This is a genomic window from Arthrobacter sp. H35-D1 (assembly GCF_030063185.1).
GTDB lineage: Bacteria > Actinomycetota > Actinomycetes > Actinomycetales > Micrococcaceae > Specibacter.
In genome coordinates this window covers 178,262-192,784 of sequence record NZ_JASISP010000005.1, presented here as the reverse complement: position 1 = coordinate 192,784, position 14,523 = coordinate 178,262, and the positions used below count along the sequence as shown (strand labels likewise).

Genomic DNA, 14,523 nt, shown 5'->3' with positions numbered 1-14,523 from the left:
GCGCCGATGGTACTGCATTCGTGAGGATGTGGGAGAGTAGGACACCGCCGGACAACACCAAAAACAGGTCGAGGCCCCACACCAACAGGTGCGGGGCCTCCCTGCATTTAACAACCACACCGGCCCGCCACGCTGCGTGTATCGGTAGGGAGGGTACCTGCAGTGCGCGACAATTCCGCGCGTACAGGGCACGGGCAAGGGAATCGTTGTGCTCGCAAACTAGAGTTGATGCATGTCTAATTTGTTTTCGCACTCACCTGAATCCGCGTCTGATGATGTGGGGGTACCTCCAGCCAGATCCGGAGCAGTTGTTGTTCCCGTGCCGGTAACAGAGGCCTTTGATGGTTTTACCGATGGGATCCACTTGTGGTGGCCAATGGAGAGCCACAGCACCTTTGGAGTCGAGGCACATGTCGGATTCGAGAAGGGTGTTCTGCTGGAAGATGCATTCGCAGGTGAGAGTAGCATTTGGGGCGAGGTGCGCTCATGGGATGAGCCAGTGTCCCTTGTCATTGACTGGCTGCTGGCGGGGCACCCGTTGACTCCCACGACGGTGCGTGTGGACTTCACCACACATAATGAGAGTTCCACCACCGTAACTGTGACCCATGACGGGTGGGCGCCCGGACAAGCAGGCTGGCAGCAGTACGAGACTTATTGTGATTGGCCACTCATCTTGGCCAGATTCGCCAGATTCATGGGTGGCGCGCCCGCACTCGTCTAGACTGTAGTGTGGACGTTTCGGTCCGAGGTTTTTGCAGTAGAAGATCAATAGTGAAGAGCGGCTGTTACTGTGCCAGTTAGTGCGCTCATAGGTTTAGGAGTCGGCATGGCTGAGCATTACGAAGGAAAGCGCGAGAACAACCCTCACGGAAAAGACGACGGCGGCAACGACCGCCCCTACGCCGAGCGCCCGGCGACCAACGACCGCCAGTCGGCGCGTCCCTACAACGAGCGCAGCGATCGCGGTAGCCGACCCTCCAGTGGTGACCGTGGTGACCGTGGTGACCGTGGTGGCCAGGGTGGACGACCTCCTCGCACCAACGACCGTCCGTACGGTGACCGCGACAACCGTGGCGGCCAGGGAGGCCGTCCCTCGGGCGATCGCGATTCACGCCCCTCCTATGGTGACCGTGACAATCGCGGTGGCCAGGGAGGACGACCTCCTCGCAGCAACGACCGACCCTCCTACGGTGACCGCGACAACCGTGGTGGCCAGGGAGGCCGCCCTTCAGGGGATCGTGATTCGCGTCCCTCGTATGGCAACCGCGACGATCGTCCGGCTCGCAGCAACGGCCGACCCTCCTACGGTGACCGCGACAACCGTGGTGGCCAGGGTGGACGTCCTTCAGGGGATCGTGATTCACGTCCGTCGTATGGCAACCGCGACGATCGTCCGGCTCGCAGCAACGACCGACCCTCCTACGGTGACCGCGACAACCGTGGTGGCCAGGGTGGACGACCCTCTGGTGACCGCGATTCACGCCCCTCGTACGGTGACCGAGACAACCGTAGCGCCGACCGTCCCATGGTCAACGGACGTCGAGAAGACCGCAAGCCCCATGGTGACCGCGACAACCGTGGCGGCCAGGGTGGCCGACCCTCTGGTGACCGCGATTCTCGCCCGTCGTATGGCAACCGCGACGATCGTCCGGCCCGCAGCAACGACCGCCCTTATGGTGATCGCGACAACCGTGGCGGCCAAGGCGGCCGCCCGGCCCGCAGCAACGACCGTCCCTCAGGTGACCGTGATTCACGCCCCTCGTATGGCAACCGCGACAACCGTGGCGGCCAGAGCGATCGTCCGGCCCGCAGCAACGACCGTCCCAGCCACGGCGACCGCGAAGACCGCGGACCCCGCACGGCACCAGTGCGCAATGCCGGCGACCTGCGCAGCTCCAACCGCCCCGACCGCGAGCGTTCACCGCACATCGACGCGGACGTCACCGGTGAGGAACTGGACAAGGTAACACGCGCGCAGCTGCGGATCCTGGATTCCCGCAACAACGAGTGGGTTTCCAAGCATCTGGTCATGGCCGGTCGTTTGATCGACTTTGAGCCGGAGCTTGCTTTCGAGCACGCACTTGCCGCCAGCCGTCGTGGCGGCCGCCTGGCCTGTGTCCGCGAAGCTGTCGCCATGACGGCCTATACCGCTGGCAAGTACGGTGAGGCGTTGCGCGAGCTGCGCACGTTCCGCCGCATCAGCGGATCCAACGCACACCTGCCGCTTATGGCGGACTGTGAGCGCGGCCTAGGTCGTCCGGACCGCGCCTTGGAACTGATCAATTCCGAAGATGCTGAATCCTTGGATACGGCCGGCAAGGTCGAACTGGCCATTGTTGAATCCGGTGCACGCGGCGACTTGGGCGAGCTTGAGGCCGCCCTGTCAGCCTTGGAAATTCCGCAGCTGGACCTCAACCGTGCTTTCTCCTTCAGCCCCCGCCTGTTCCGTGCCTACGGCATGGTGCTGCGCGCTGCAGACCGCAAGGACGAGGCGAAGACGTGGGAGCGCCAGGCCCTGGTGGCCGAGGAAGCACTCGGCGTCGATGAAGGAATGGACCAGATCATCATTGATTTGGGCGACGACGAGGAAATCCCCTTGGAGTCTCCACGCATCCGTGTGGCAGATGTGATGGCCCCGCCCGTCGCTCCTGCAACGAACGACGACGCCACTCTGGCAACTGCCGAACTCACCTCCAGCGACGCTGAGCAGGACGAGCAAAACGAGCAGAATATTGACGACGTCGAATCCTCGCACTTTGAGTCCGACGACGCCGAATCGGATGCCGACAGTGCTGAAGATACCAGCTCCGAAGACGACAGTGCTGAAGACGACGAGGCATCCGACTCCTCCGAAGGCGAGGATTCCGGCGAGTTCAACCACAGTGAGCACTAATACCTTGATCAGTGGTTTTGATGCGGTTTTGGCGGATCTGGACGGCGTTGTGTACGCCGGTCCAGCCGCCATTCCCGGCGCCGTGGAGGCTTTGAACAAGCTTGCCGACGTCAACGTGAAGCTGGCGTACGTGACAAACAACGCCTCGCGGACGCCTGCCACGATCGCAGCACACCTGCGTGAACTGGGGGCACCCGCAGACGACGACCAAGTGGTCAGCTCCGCCCAGGCGGGTGCAGCCCTGCTGGCCCGGAAGCTTCCGGCAGGCAGCAAGGTTCTGGTCACTGGCAGCACCGCACTTGCACAGGAGGTGCGGGCCTTGGGCATGACTGTGGTGGAGGGTGCCACAGACGCTCCCGACGCCGTCATCCAGGGCTTCGACCCCGGTTTGGGCTGGGCGGATCTGGCTGAGGCCACTTACGCCATCAGGTCCGGAGCCCTCTGGATTGCCACCAACACCGACATGACCATCCCGCAGGACCGCGGGATAGCGCCCGGCAACGGGACGCTGGTTGCGGCGGTGCGCACCGCCGTCGGACATGATCCCCTGGTGGCAGGCAAGCCGGAGGCTCCGCTGTTCCATACGGCCGCGAGCCGTCTGGGTTCGAACACGCCGCTGGTGGTTGGCGACAGGCTCGACACCGATATTCTGGGCGGCAACAACGCCGGCATGGCCACGGCGCTGGTGCTGACGGGCGTGGATTCCGCGGATACTGCGTTGCGGGCGTGCACCGCCCAGCGGCCCACTTTCATCCTCGGCACCATGGCACAGTTGTTCATGCCCTACCCGGAGGTGACGTTCGACGGCGGCACAGCCACCTGTGGTGCCGCTGCCGCGAGGGCCGGGACAGAAAAGTCGGCAGCGGACGGTGCGGGGGATTCGGCAGTGCACGTTGCCGGCAGCCCCAACGACAGCGACGCCTGGCGGGCAGCCTGCGCCGCATGGTGGGCAGCCATCCCGAATGCTGAACAGGCAACTGAGCCAAGGCTTGTCTGGCACGCCGAACTGCCATGACGGCCAACGACCGCCAAGCCGCAAGCCAGCCCACGGGGGATCCAGCAGTGGATGCCCTCGTGGCGTTGGCCGCGCAAACCGCACAGCTGCCGTCCGGTGAGCACAAGGCACGCTACACGCAGGTGCTCGTGGGGCTCGAACGCGAACTCGACGCGGACCCGGCAGCCTCGGTGAGCGGAGCAGCCTCGTGAGTCGGCTCGACCAGGAACTGGTGAACCGCGGGCTGGCGCGTTCGCGCACGGTGGCCGCGACGCTCATCAAGGCCGGCCGGGTCACGGTGGCAGGGATCCCTGCAGCCAAGCCGGCCCAGGCGGTGGAGGCAAGCACCGCCGTCGAACTTCTGCCGGGCGAACAAGAGGACTATGTTTCGCGGGCAGGGCACAAGTTGGCTGGTGCCCTGGCGCATTTCCCGCAGGTTGTGGTGGCCGGGAAGCGCTGCCTGGACGCGGGCGCGTCCACCGGCGGCTTCACCGACGTGCTGCTCCGCCACGGCGCCGCACGCGTGGTTGCCGTGGATGTGGGACACGGCCAGCTGGTGGACTCCTTGCGCCACGACCCGCGGGTGGATGTCCACGAGGGCCTGAACATTCGCTACATGAGGGCGGATGACATTGGCGGAGCGGCCGAGCTCACCGTCTGTGACCTCTCTTTCATCTCACTAACCCTTGTCATGGCTCCACTGGCCAAAGCCACACAGGTGGGTGGGGAGTTGCTGCTGATGGTGAAGCCGCAATTCGAGGTGGGGCGGGAGCGGCTGGCCCGCACCGGCGTGGTGGGCAGCGAGAATGAACGACGCCGGGCCGTCGCCCTGGTGGCCTCCGCGGCAGTGGCCAACGGGCTGGCCCTGCAAGGCATCGGCACCAGCGCCTTGCCCGGACAAGACGGAAATGTTGAGTATTTTCTGCTCGCAGAGCGCGTTGTGTCCGGGCCTGCGCCTAAGATCGAAGAACAGGGGCGGGCCGTGGAAAAGCTGCTGGCGCGACTCTGGCCCTAGAAACCAAAGGGTCCGCCCGGGAAGTTCCCAGATAAGCAACACTGGGACCAGCGGAGCTGCTGCGAATGGAACTGAAACCAAGCGAAGAGGAAACAGCACATGACACGGCGCGTCTTGATTCTGGCCCACACAGGCCGTGAAGAGTCGATGCTTGCCGCCCTCGAGGCGTGCGTTGAACTTCATGCAAACAACATTGTCCCCGTCATGTACGCCGACGAACTGGTGGACATGACAGGTTATTTGGGCGTCTCCAGCGTCAAGATGGAAATCCTGGACCAGGACGTCACCCTGGCTGAGATTGAACTCGTCATGGTGCTTGGCGGCGACGGAACCATCCTGCGCGCGGCTGAAATTGTCCGCGATTTCGACGTCCCGCTGCTGGGAGTCAACTTGGGCCACGTGGGATTCCTGGCCGAAAGCGAACGTGAAGACCTCATTCAGACCGTGTCAGCCGTCGTGGAGCGCAAGTACACGGTGGAAGAACGCATGTGCCTTGACGTCCTGGTGCGAGTGGCCGGCAAAGTCGTGGCGCACACGTGGGCCTTGAATGAAGTGGCCGTGGAAAAGGGCGACCGCGAACGGATGATCGAAGTTGTCACGGAAGTGGACGGGCGCCCGATCACCTCCTACGGCTGCGACGGAGTGGTCATGGCAACGCCCACCGGCTCCACTGCCTATGCGTTCTCTGCAGGCGGCCCCGTGGTCTGGCCGGGCGTTGAAGCGCTGCTGATGGTGCCGATCAGTGCACACGCACTCTTTGCCAAGCCCCTGGTTGTCTCTCCGACATCCACCTTGGCCGTGGAAGTTCTCACCCGCAATGGTGCCCACGGAGTCATCTGGTGCGACGGCCAACGCACCGTGGACCTGCTGCCCGGCGCGCGCATTGAGGTTTCCCGCTCCAGCAAGCCGGTCAAGCTGGCAAGAACGCAGCTGTCAACGTTCTCCGAACGACTTGTACGCAAGTTTGAGTTGCCCGTCCAGGGCTGGCGCGGACCTTCTCCGGAAGTCGCGGAGCCGCCCACCACACAGCTGCCCATCATTCAGACGCCCCGGCCGAAGTATCCCTTGGAAGGCCGGACACACGGTTCCATCCCGTCGGTGCCGGACTTGAGAATCCCGCCGCAGGCAAGCTCCTATTCCGGCACCACGGCCTTTTACGGGGAGGATCAGGCGTGATCGAAGAAATTCGCATCCGGGACCTGGGCGTCATCTCGGAATCGACGCTCCCGCTGGGTCCGGGCCTGAGCGTGGTCAGCGGCGAGACCGGCGCCGGAAAGACCATGGTGGTCACCGCCGTCGGGCTCCTGCTGGGCAACAGGGCCGACGCCGGTGCCGTGCGCAACGGGGCAAAAACAGCCTCCGCCGAGGCCACCCTGGCCCTTCCAACGGGCCATCCGGCGTTGGCGCGCGCCGTGGAGGCAGGTGCCGAACTTGACGAGTTCGACGGCGGTGCGCAGCTCATTCTGGCGCGCACCGTCAATGCCGACGGCCGGAGTCGCGCCCACGTTGGCGGGCGCAGCGCCCCCATTGGGGTGCTCAACGAACTGGGGGAGGCCTTGGTGGCCGTGCACGGGCAGTCGGACCAGATCCGGCTGAAGAACCCTGCCGCCCAGCGCGTGGCCTTGGACAAGTTTGCTGCCGAGGCGCAGAAGGGGTTCTCCGCCACGCAGCAGGCCTACAAGGGTGTCTTTGAGCGCTGGCGCACCACCCAGGCCGAGCTGGCGCAGTTGCGCTCGGCGAGCCGGGAACGGCTGCGCGAAGCTGAAGCACTGACCACGGCCCTGGCTGAAATTGACTCCGTGGCCCCGCTGGACGCCGAGGACGAACAACTCAAGGCCCAAGCCGTGAAACTGGGCAACGTGGAGGAACTCCGCAAGGCCACCTTGGGAGCCCATGAAGCACTCAGCGCAGCCGACTACGGCGACGGCATTGACGCGGCAACGCTCGTGGACACCGCCAAGCGCCTTGTGGAGACCGTGGATGACAGCGACGAGGAGCTGGCCCAAACCACCAAGCGGCTCTCGGAGGTGGGCTATTTGTTGGCCGACATCGCCAGGGACCTGGCCAGCTACGCCACCTCCCTGGATTCGGACGGGCCCGGACGGCTGGCCGAAGTTGAGGACAGGCGCGGGGAACTTGCCGTACTGGTGCGCAAATACGCCCCCAGCATCGACGAAGTCATTGAGTGGGCCGATACGGCCCGGAAACGACTGAACGACCTCAGCGACGACTCCGGCCGGATTGAGACACTGGAAGCTGCAGAAGCCGACGCTTTGGCTGAACTGGGTGTGCTGGCTGACCAGCTCACGGCTGCACGCCGCAAGGCAGCGGAGAAGCTGGCCAAGGCCGTCAGCGCCGAGTTGAAGGCGCTGGCCATGCCCGACGCCAAACTGGTGATTGAGATCTCGGCGACCGAACGCACCCTGCACGGCCAGGATGACATTGCTTTCCTGCTGGCGCCCCATGCCGGCGCGCTGCCGCGCCCCCTCGGAAAAGGCGCCTCCGGCGGTGAACTGTCCCGGGTGATGCTGGCGCTGGAAGTGGTGCTGGCCGCAGTGGACCCCGTCCCAACTTTCGTGTTTGACGAAGTTGACTCCGGTGTGGGCGGCAAGGCCGCTGTGGAAATTGGGCGCAGGCTGGCCATGCTGGCCGAACACGTGCAGGTGTTGGTGGTCACCCACCTGCCGCAGGTGGCTGCGTTTGCGGACCAGCACATCCTGGTGACGAAGAGTTCTGTGAGCAAAAACTCAACAGGAATCACCACGAGCAATGTGCGGCTTTTGACCTACGAAGAAAGGGTTGTTGAACTGGCCCGGATGCTTGCAGGGCAGGAGGATTCGGTGACAGCGCAGGCCCACGCCAAGGAATTGTTGGCGCAGGCAGCGCGGCCCGCCCAGTAAAATTTTGGGGCGGTTATGCAAACTTGGGTGCCGTTCGCGAGTGTCCATTGACTCATTAGATGATAGGCTCAAATTCCGTGGTGCAACGATCAAATTCCCGGTTCAGTGGTCAGTCCAAGACGACCAAACATATCTTCGTCACCGGCGGAGTCGCTTCTTCGCTCGGCAAGGGTCTGACGGCTTCCAGCCTCGGTCACCTGCTGCGGGCACGCGGCCTCTCGGTCACAATGCAAAAGCTGGATCCCTATCTCAACGTGGATCCGGGCACAATGAATCCCTTCCAGCACGGTGAAGTCTTCGTGACCGACGACGGTGCCGAGACCGACCTGGACATTGGGCACTATGAGCGCTTCCTGGATGAAAACCTCGAAGGCTCTGCCAATGTCACAACAGGACAGGTCTACTCCACGGTCATCGCCAAGGAACGCCGCGGCGAATACCTGGGGGACACCGTCCAGGTCATCCCGCACATCACCGATGAAATCAAGCGCCGCATGCGCCTGCCCGCCGAGGGCCCCACCGCCCCCGACGTGATCATCACCGAAATTGGCGGCACAGTCGGAGACATCGAGTCCCAGCCGTTTATGGAATCGGCACGCCAGGTGCGCCAGGACGTGGGACGCAACAACGTGTTCTTCGCACACGTCTCCCTGGTGCCCTACATCGGTCCGTCCCAGGAATTGAAGACCAAGCCCACACAGCACTCTGTCGCTGCGCTGCGCTCCTTGGGCATTCAGCCGGACGCCATCATTCTGCGCTCCGACCGTGTCCTGCCCGAGGCCATGCATGCCAAGATTGGCCGTGCCTGCGATGTGGATGTTGAAGCCGTCATTGGTTGTCCGGACGCCTCCAGCATCTACGACATCCCCAAGATCCTGCACTCCCAAGGCCTGGACTCCTACATCATCCGTGCCCTCGACCTGCCGTTCAAGGACGTTGACTGGACCAAGTGGGACAAGCTCCTTGAAGTGGTTCACAACCCGGCACACCACATTGAAATTGCCCTGGTCGGCAAGTACATCGACCTGCCCGACGCGTACCTCTCGGTCACCGAGGCGCTGCGTGCCGGCGGTTTCGCCAACGACGCCAAGGTCAAAATCCGCTGGGTTCCTTCCGACGACTGCGCGACCGAGGCAGGGGCCCGGTTGGCCCTGGAAGATGTTGACGCCATCTGTGTCCCTGGAGGATTCGGCATCCGCGGCCTTGAAGGCAAGCTTGGCGCCCTGAAGTTCGCTCGGGAAAATCAGATCCCCACCTTGGGACTGTGCTTGGGCCTGCAGTCAATGGTCATCGAATATGCGCGCAACGTGGTGGGCCTTGTGGGTGCATCTTCCTCGGAGTTTGACGAAAACCCCACGTACCCCGTCATCGCCACCATGGAAGAGCAGCAGGACATCGTCGCCGGCAAGGGGGATCTTGGCGGGACCATGCGCTTGGGACTATATCCGGCAGTGCTCACAGCAGGTTCGGTTGTTGCCGAAACCTACGGCACCACGGACGTTTCCGAACGCCATCGCCACCGCTACGAGGTGAACAACAAGTACCGCGACCAGATCGCCGCGGCAGGGCTGGTGTTTTCCGGCACCTCGCCCGACGGCAAGCTGGTCGAGTTCGTCGAGCTTCCGCGCGAGGTGCACCCGTACTACGTCTCCACCCAGGCGCATCCCGAGCTGAGCTCGCGCCCCACCAGGCCGCATGCGCTCTTTGCCGGGCTGGTTGCCGCAGCGCTGGCACGCCAAAATGCCACACGGCTGCTGGAGGTCTAGATGACACACCTTGGTGCGCCGGGGGCTGCGGAACAGCCTGGCGACGGCACCCCACCGGCACGAATTGCCGATGAGGAAAGCTGCAGGACCCTGCATTCGAAGTCCACGGTGTACCAAGGCCGCATCTGGAACGTCGTCTCCGACACATTCTCGCTCACACCCGACTCGACGCCGCTCACCCGGGACTACATTGAGCATCCCGGGGCGGTGGCGGTGGTGGTGTTCAACGAGAAGAACCAAGTTCTGCTGCTGCGCCAGTACCGGCACCCGGTGCAGATGAACCTGTGGGAGATTCCCGCCGGACTGCTCGATATTGACGGCGAAGACTTTGTGGTGGGCGCTGCCCGGGAACTGGCCGAGGAAGCCGATCTCGTCGCCGCCCAATGGCATGTGCTGACGGACTTCTTCAATTCCCCCGGCTCCTCCAGTGAGGCCATCAGGATCTACTTGGCCCGGGGCATATCCGTGGTCCCTGAAGACCAGCGGCATGTCCGCACGGAGGAAGAATCCGAAATTGAATTTGCTTGGGTTGACCTCGAAGAGGCAGCCGCGGCCGTGCTGGCAGGGCGCGTGCACAACCCGTCCGCCGTCGTCGGTATTTTGGCAGCCGCCCAAGCGCTGCGCGGCGACTTCGCAGCCCTGCGCCCGGGCAACGCCCCCTGGCCCGAACACCCGTCCAGCCGCACGCGGTGACCAGCCCGGGGATCCCCACCCAGTCCGCGGCCACCCAGTCCGTGGCCACCCGGCGCGCGTCGACGCCGGGCGCGTCGACGCCGGGCGCGTCGGCCGGGGGTGCGTCCTCGGGGGTGGCTCGCGGCATCCAGGACTATCTGCTCCATGTGGGGGTTGAACGCGGGCTCGCGCCGAACACCCTGCAGGCGTACAAGCGCGACCTGCGCAGGTACCAACAATTTCTGGACGCCGCGGAACTCACCGAGCCGGCCAGCATTGGCCGGCGCCACGTGAGCGAGTTTGCCCAAGGACTCTCCGACGGGGTCGACGGCGGAACACCCTTGGGCCTGCGTTCGGCTGCCCGCACCATTGTGGCCGTCCGTGGGCTGCACAAATTTTGGGCCCTGGAAGGCCTCAGCGACGCCGATCCCGCAGCGGACGTGCACCCGCCACAGGCAGGCCGTCGGTTGCCGAAAGCCATCAGTGTCCATGACGTCACCTCCATTCTCGAAGCAGCCGGAACGGACACGCCCTCGGGTTTGCGCGACACGGCCATGCTCGAATTCCTCTACTCCACGGGGGCGCGCATCAGCGAAGCCGTGGGCCTGGACGTCGACGATCTGGTGCTTCCGGACGCGACGGAGGACGGGCCTTCCCTGGTGAGGCTCTTTGGCAAGGGGTCCAAGGAACGCATTGTGCCGATCGGCTCCTACGCGTTGCGCGCCCTCGATGCCTACCTCGTCCGTGGTCGGCCAGCCCTTGTCGCCAAGGGCGGCGGCACGCCTGCGCTGTTCCTGAATGCCCGCGGTGGAAGGATCAGCCGCCAAAGCGTGTGGACCATCCTGAAAGTTGCCGCCGAGCGGGCCGGCGTGACGGCAGACGTGTCTCCGCACACCCTGCGCCATTCCTTCGCCACCCACCTGCTCGAGGGCGGGGCGGACGTTCGCGTGGTGCAGGAACTGCTCGGCCACGCATCTGTCACCACCACGCAGGTCTACACGCTTGTCACCGCCGAAACGCTGCGCGAAGTCTACGCCGCCGCCCATCCCCGGGCCCTGGCCGACTAATTCCAAGGGTTGAAAGGTCGCCAGGGGGCATGGCCTTGGCCTGCAACCACTGGTAGGGTGGCAGGAATTCACGGTGTCAACGTGGACACCGGAGTTCCGAAAATGGAAATTGGGGGGAATTGCTTTGAAGAAAATCCTTGCCGGCGTTGCACTTGCCGGAATTCTGACCTTGTCCGCTGGAACGGTTGCTGCCCAGGCAGCGCCCGGGTATCCGGGAGCACCACCTTCATCCGTCGGCACTGTACTTCCCGGCGAGGGCATCACTTTCAGCGGTTCCGGCTTCACCCCCGGTGAAACCATTGACATCACCGTCACCCTGACCAGCTTTGTGGCTGGCGATCCCATTCGATCACTGCCTGCCTCCACCACCATGGCCGATGCCAATGGAGCTTTCTCGACTGTCCTCGTCTTGGGGTGGGAGGAGGGCACTTACACCCTGACGGCCACCGGACAGACGTCCGGCGCGACACTCAACGATACAGTCACGGGTATTGCCAGCGGTCCTGTCGCCGAACACGACGACCCCTCGGTTGCAAAAGACGGCATGGTCGGCCAATACGACGACGCGTCCGTTGCAAAGGACGGCATGGTGGGCCAACCGGATGGCTTGGCCTACACCGGCATTGAAGCCAGTACCATGGTTTGGTCCCTCGTTGGCGCAGGAGCCTTGGGCGCCGGCGTGGGTCTGGTGGCTGTTTCCCGCCGCCGCAACCGCGTCGAGCAGGCTGCTTGGCAGCCCTGATCCGATGCTCTGACACCAATCAAAAAGGAAGCCCGGAACCCATGGGTTCCGGGCTTCCTTTTTCAAGCGCAAGTCGGCGTGCAACTTGTCGCCGTCGGTCTAGGCGTTGGCGGCCCTTGGTGCGCCGATGCCCGGATTGACCTGATGCGGTCCGGATGCCGAGGGTCGGACGTCAAAGTCAAACATCGCTGTGGGCAGATACACCGTCGAGCACGAGTTGGGGATGTCCACCACCCCGGACAGTCGCCCCTCGATTGGTGCCGCACCCAACAGCAAGTAGGCCTGTTCCGGGCTGTAGCCAAACTTGACCAAGTAGTCGATGGCGTGCAGGCACGCACGCTGGTAGGACAAGTGTGAGTCGAGGTAGCGCTGTTCGCCGTCAAGGGTGACGGAAGTGCCGGAGAAGGCCAGCCATTCGCTGAACCTGGGCTCCACCCGCCCGGGCATGAAGATGGCGTGTTCGCTGACCCCATAGGTGTCCATGCCGCCCTTGAGGATGTCCACACGCAGGTCGATGAACCCGCCCATCTCGATGGCGCCACAGAAGGTGATCTCGCCGTCGCCCTGGGAAAAGTGGAGGTCGCCGACGGACAGGTTGGCGCCGTCGACAAATACGGGATAGAAGATGCGGGATCCCTTGGAAAGGTTCTTGATGTCCTGGTTTCCGCCGTTTTCGCGTGGAGGAGCGGTACGGGCACCCTCTGAACCAACACGTGCCCACTGGTCCCGGGGGAGTCCTCCAAGCACGGCATGCTCGGCTTCGGGCGGGAGCGCCAGCGGTGGCACGCGCAGCGGGTCGGTGGCGATGAGGTCCCCTTCCCGCTTGTTCCATTTGGCCAGCAGTTGTGCAGAGGGTGCGGTGCCCATGAGCCCGGGGTGGATGAGGCCTTCAAAGCGGACCTCCGGGATGTGCCGTGAGGTGGCCACCTGTCCGGTGAAGTCCCAGATGGCCTTGTAGGCATCGGGGAACTGATCGACAAGGAAGCTGCCGCCGTTGTTCTTGGAGAAGATGCCGGTGTATCCCCACCCCTGTCCGGCCAGCGGACCGGAGTCCTCCTGGGGGATGGGCCCCACGTCAAGGATGTCAACGATGAGCAGGTCCCCGGGCTTGGCGCCTTCCACGGCGAACGGACCGGAGAGCTTGTGCACTGTCAACAAGGGGGCGTTGAGCATGTCCTCGGCGGAGTCGTCGTCGACGATGGCCCCGTCAAACCACTCCCGGCAGTCCACCCGGAATGATTCTCCGGGCTTGACCGTGGCCACGGGCGGGATCTCGGGATGCCAGCGGTTGTGGCCCAACTTTTGCTGGTCCTCGAATTTCTTGGCTGAATCGAGCGGGAACAAAACCTCAGGCATGATGTTTCTCCAATCAATCGAATACGGTCAAATATCGTCGAAGCAGAGTGGGTCCAAGATGGTCATGGGCGCGGCAATTTTTGGTGCAGCGGGTTTTGCGTGTACCTCTGGGCACGGCCGACGGGGCCCGTGGACGACACGACAGGCGGCGCATGGGCGCTGCTTTTCGTGGCGTCAGTCAGGGAATACGCTGCAGTGCCGGCGATGGAGAGCCGCGGTGGTGAAATGCGTCGGCGAGCCGGCTGGCCACAGCCGGGGCAGGCCTGCTGATCGGGGACCTCGGCCATGGTGAAGGTGGCTTCAAAGACGGTGCCGTCGTGACAGCGGAATTCATACAGAGGCATTGACCACTCCTGTAACCGGAATACCCCAAGGGGCAGGGGCAGCTTAGCTGCCAAGGTATCCTGCGTCCGTAGCAACGTCAATGGCTGGCCTGCTCCCAATCGCGTCGAGAAAATTGGGGCCTGAAGCTGGCAACGTGCCCTAGGCTGGGGGCATGACTGCCGCCCAAGTGACCCTCTGCTTCCCCCTCCGTACTGGTGAGGATGGCGGCGAGCAAGTGCTGCTGGGTCTGAAAAAGACCGGCGTGGGGACCGGGAAAGTGGTGGGCATTGGCGGCCATGTGGAAGCGGGCGAGTCCGTGGTGCAGGCCATCTGCCGTGAAGTGGCCGAGGAAAGCAGCATCACCGTTGAGGCATTGGACCTGGTGCCGGCGGGAACAGTTGAATTCATTTTCCCTGCCAAGCCGGCGTGGGACATGTTCACCACAGTGTTTCTCTGCCGAAAGTTTGCTGGCGAGCCACTGGAAAGTTCGGAGCTTCAGCCGCGCTGGTACCCAGTGGACAAGCTGCCGCACCGGCACATGTGGGCCGATGCAAGCCACTGGGTCCCCGCCTTCCTTGCCGGAGAAAGGGGCCATTGGGAGGTGGTTCTCAACGACGACAACGAAACGGTGGCATCAAGCACCCACACATCTGCTCCGCAAAACCAGGCGCCCGCCCACCGTGCACTCGACGGCGAGGATGGCGGCAGCTAGCTGATCCGATGGCAACAAGGAGGACCGCTGGAACAATTAATGCCGCCCATTTCGCCTGTTCCGAATGACCTTGCTCCGT

15 protein-coding genes are annotated in these 14,523 nt (G+C 63.8%); 13 read left to right on the top strand and 2 right to left on the bottom strand.

Annotation, left to right across the window (positions count from 1 at the left end; genetic code table 11):
• Positions 1-232 precede the first annotated feature (232 nt).
• From QMG25_RS08780 to QMG25_RS08725, 12 genes are all read left to right on the top strand, one after another.
• Positions 233-724 carry an SRPBCC domain-containing protein gene (locus QMG25_RS08780; protein WP_283459335.1) on the top strand — a complete coding sequence of 164 codons (492 nt, stop codon included), beginning with the start codon at positions 233-235 and terminating at the stop codon, positions 722-724.
• A 262-nt stretch (positions 725-986) separates the two neighbouring features.
• The gene (locus tag QMG25_RS08775) at positions 987-1,970 is read left to right on the top strand and encodes a hypothetical protein (protein WP_283459333.1); all 984 of its coding nucleotides are present in this window, start codon (positions 987-989) and stop codon (positions 1,968-1,970) included.
• The gene (locus QMG25_RS08770) at positions 1,871-2,896 is read left to right on the top strand and encodes a tetratricopeptide repeat protein (RefSeq protein WP_283459330.1); all 1,026 of its coding nucleotides are present in this window, start codon (positions 1,871-1,873) and stop codon (positions 2,894-2,896) included. The genes QMG25_RS08775 and QMG25_RS08770 overlap by 100 nt, the downstream gene beginning before the upstream one ends.
• Complete coding sequence (locus tag QMG25_RS08765; protein WP_283459328.1) at positions 2,886-3,911, top strand: HAD-IIA family hydrolase; 1,026 nt, start codon at positions 2,886-2,888, stop codon at positions 3,909-3,911. Before QMG25_RS08770 ends, QMG25_RS08765 begins: the two co-directional genes overlap by 11 nt.
• Complete coding sequence (locus tag QMG25_RS08760; RefSeq protein WP_283459326.1) at positions 3,908-4,102, top strand: hypothetical protein; 195 nt, start codon at positions 3,908-3,910, stop codon at positions 4,100-4,102. The genes QMG25_RS08765 and QMG25_RS08760 overlap by 4 nt, the downstream gene beginning before the upstream one ends.
• Positions 4,099-4,905, top strand: a complete 807-nt coding sequence (locus QMG25_RS08755; RefSeq protein ID WP_283459324.1) for a TlyA family RNA methyltransferase — start codon at positions 4,099-4,101, stop codon at positions 4,903-4,905. The genes QMG25_RS08760 and QMG25_RS08755 overlap by 4 nt, the downstream gene beginning before the upstream one ends.
• A gap of 99 nt (positions 4,906-5,004) precedes the next feature.
• Complete coding sequence (locus tag QMG25_RS08750) at positions 5,005-6,081, top strand: NAD kinase (RefSeq protein ID WP_283459322.1); 1,077 nt, start codon at positions 5,005-5,007, stop codon at positions 6,079-6,081.
• On the top strand, positions 6,078-7,805 hold the full coding sequence (recN, locus tag QMG25_RS08745) for a DNA repair protein RecN (RefSeq protein ID WP_283459320.1): 1,728 nt from the start codon (positions 6,078-6,080) through the stop codon (positions 7,803-7,805). The genes QMG25_RS08750 and recN overlap by 4 nt, the downstream gene beginning before the upstream one ends.
• A gap of 59 nt (positions 7,806-7,864) precedes the next feature.
• Entirely contained in the window at positions 7,865-9,571 is a 1,707-nt protein-coding gene (gene pyrG, locus QMG25_RS08740) for a CTP synthase (protein WP_283459318.1), read from the top strand.
• Positions 9,572-10,264 carry an NUDIX domain-containing protein gene (locus tag QMG25_RS08735; protein ID WP_283459316.1) on the top strand — a complete coding sequence of 231 codons (693 nt, stop codon included), beginning with the start codon at positions 9,572-9,574 and terminating at the stop codon, positions 10,262-10,264.
• 113 nt (positions 10,265-10,377) lie between these two features.
• A complete protein-coding gene (gene xerD, locus QMG25_RS08730) occupies positions 10,378-11,310 on the top strand; it encodes a site-specific tyrosine recombinase XerD (protein WP_283459356.1) in 933 nt (310 codons plus the stop codon).
• Between the two features lie 124 nt (positions 11,311-11,434).
• Positions 11,435-12,052, top strand: a complete 618-nt coding sequence (locus tag QMG25_RS08725) for an LPXTG cell wall anchor domain-containing protein (protein ID WP_283459314.1) — start codon at positions 11,435-11,437, stop codon at positions 12,050-12,052.
• A 99-nt stretch (positions 12,053-12,151) separates the two neighbouring features.
• Here QMG25_RS08725 and fmdA read toward each other — a convergent pair whose 3' ends face one another.
• A complete protein-coding gene (fmdA, locus tag QMG25_RS08720) occupies positions 12,152-13,408 on the bottom strand; it encodes a formamidase (protein ID WP_283459312.1) in 1,257 nt (418 codons plus the stop codon).
• 62 nt (positions 13,409-13,470) lie between these two features.
• A complete protein-coding gene (locus tag QMG25_RS08715) occupies positions 13,471-13,752 on the bottom strand; it encodes an FmdB family zinc ribbon protein (protein WP_283459310.1) in 282 nt (93 codons plus the stop codon).
• Between the two features lie 152 nt (positions 13,753-13,904).
• Here QMG25_RS08715 and QMG25_RS08710 point away from each other — a divergent pair, with 152 nt between their 5' ends.
• Entirely contained in the window at positions 13,905-14,444 is a 540-nt protein-coding gene (locus QMG25_RS08710; protein WP_283459308.1) for an 8-oxo-dGTP diphosphatase, read from the top strand.
• Positions 14,445-14,523 lie beyond the last annotated feature (79 nt).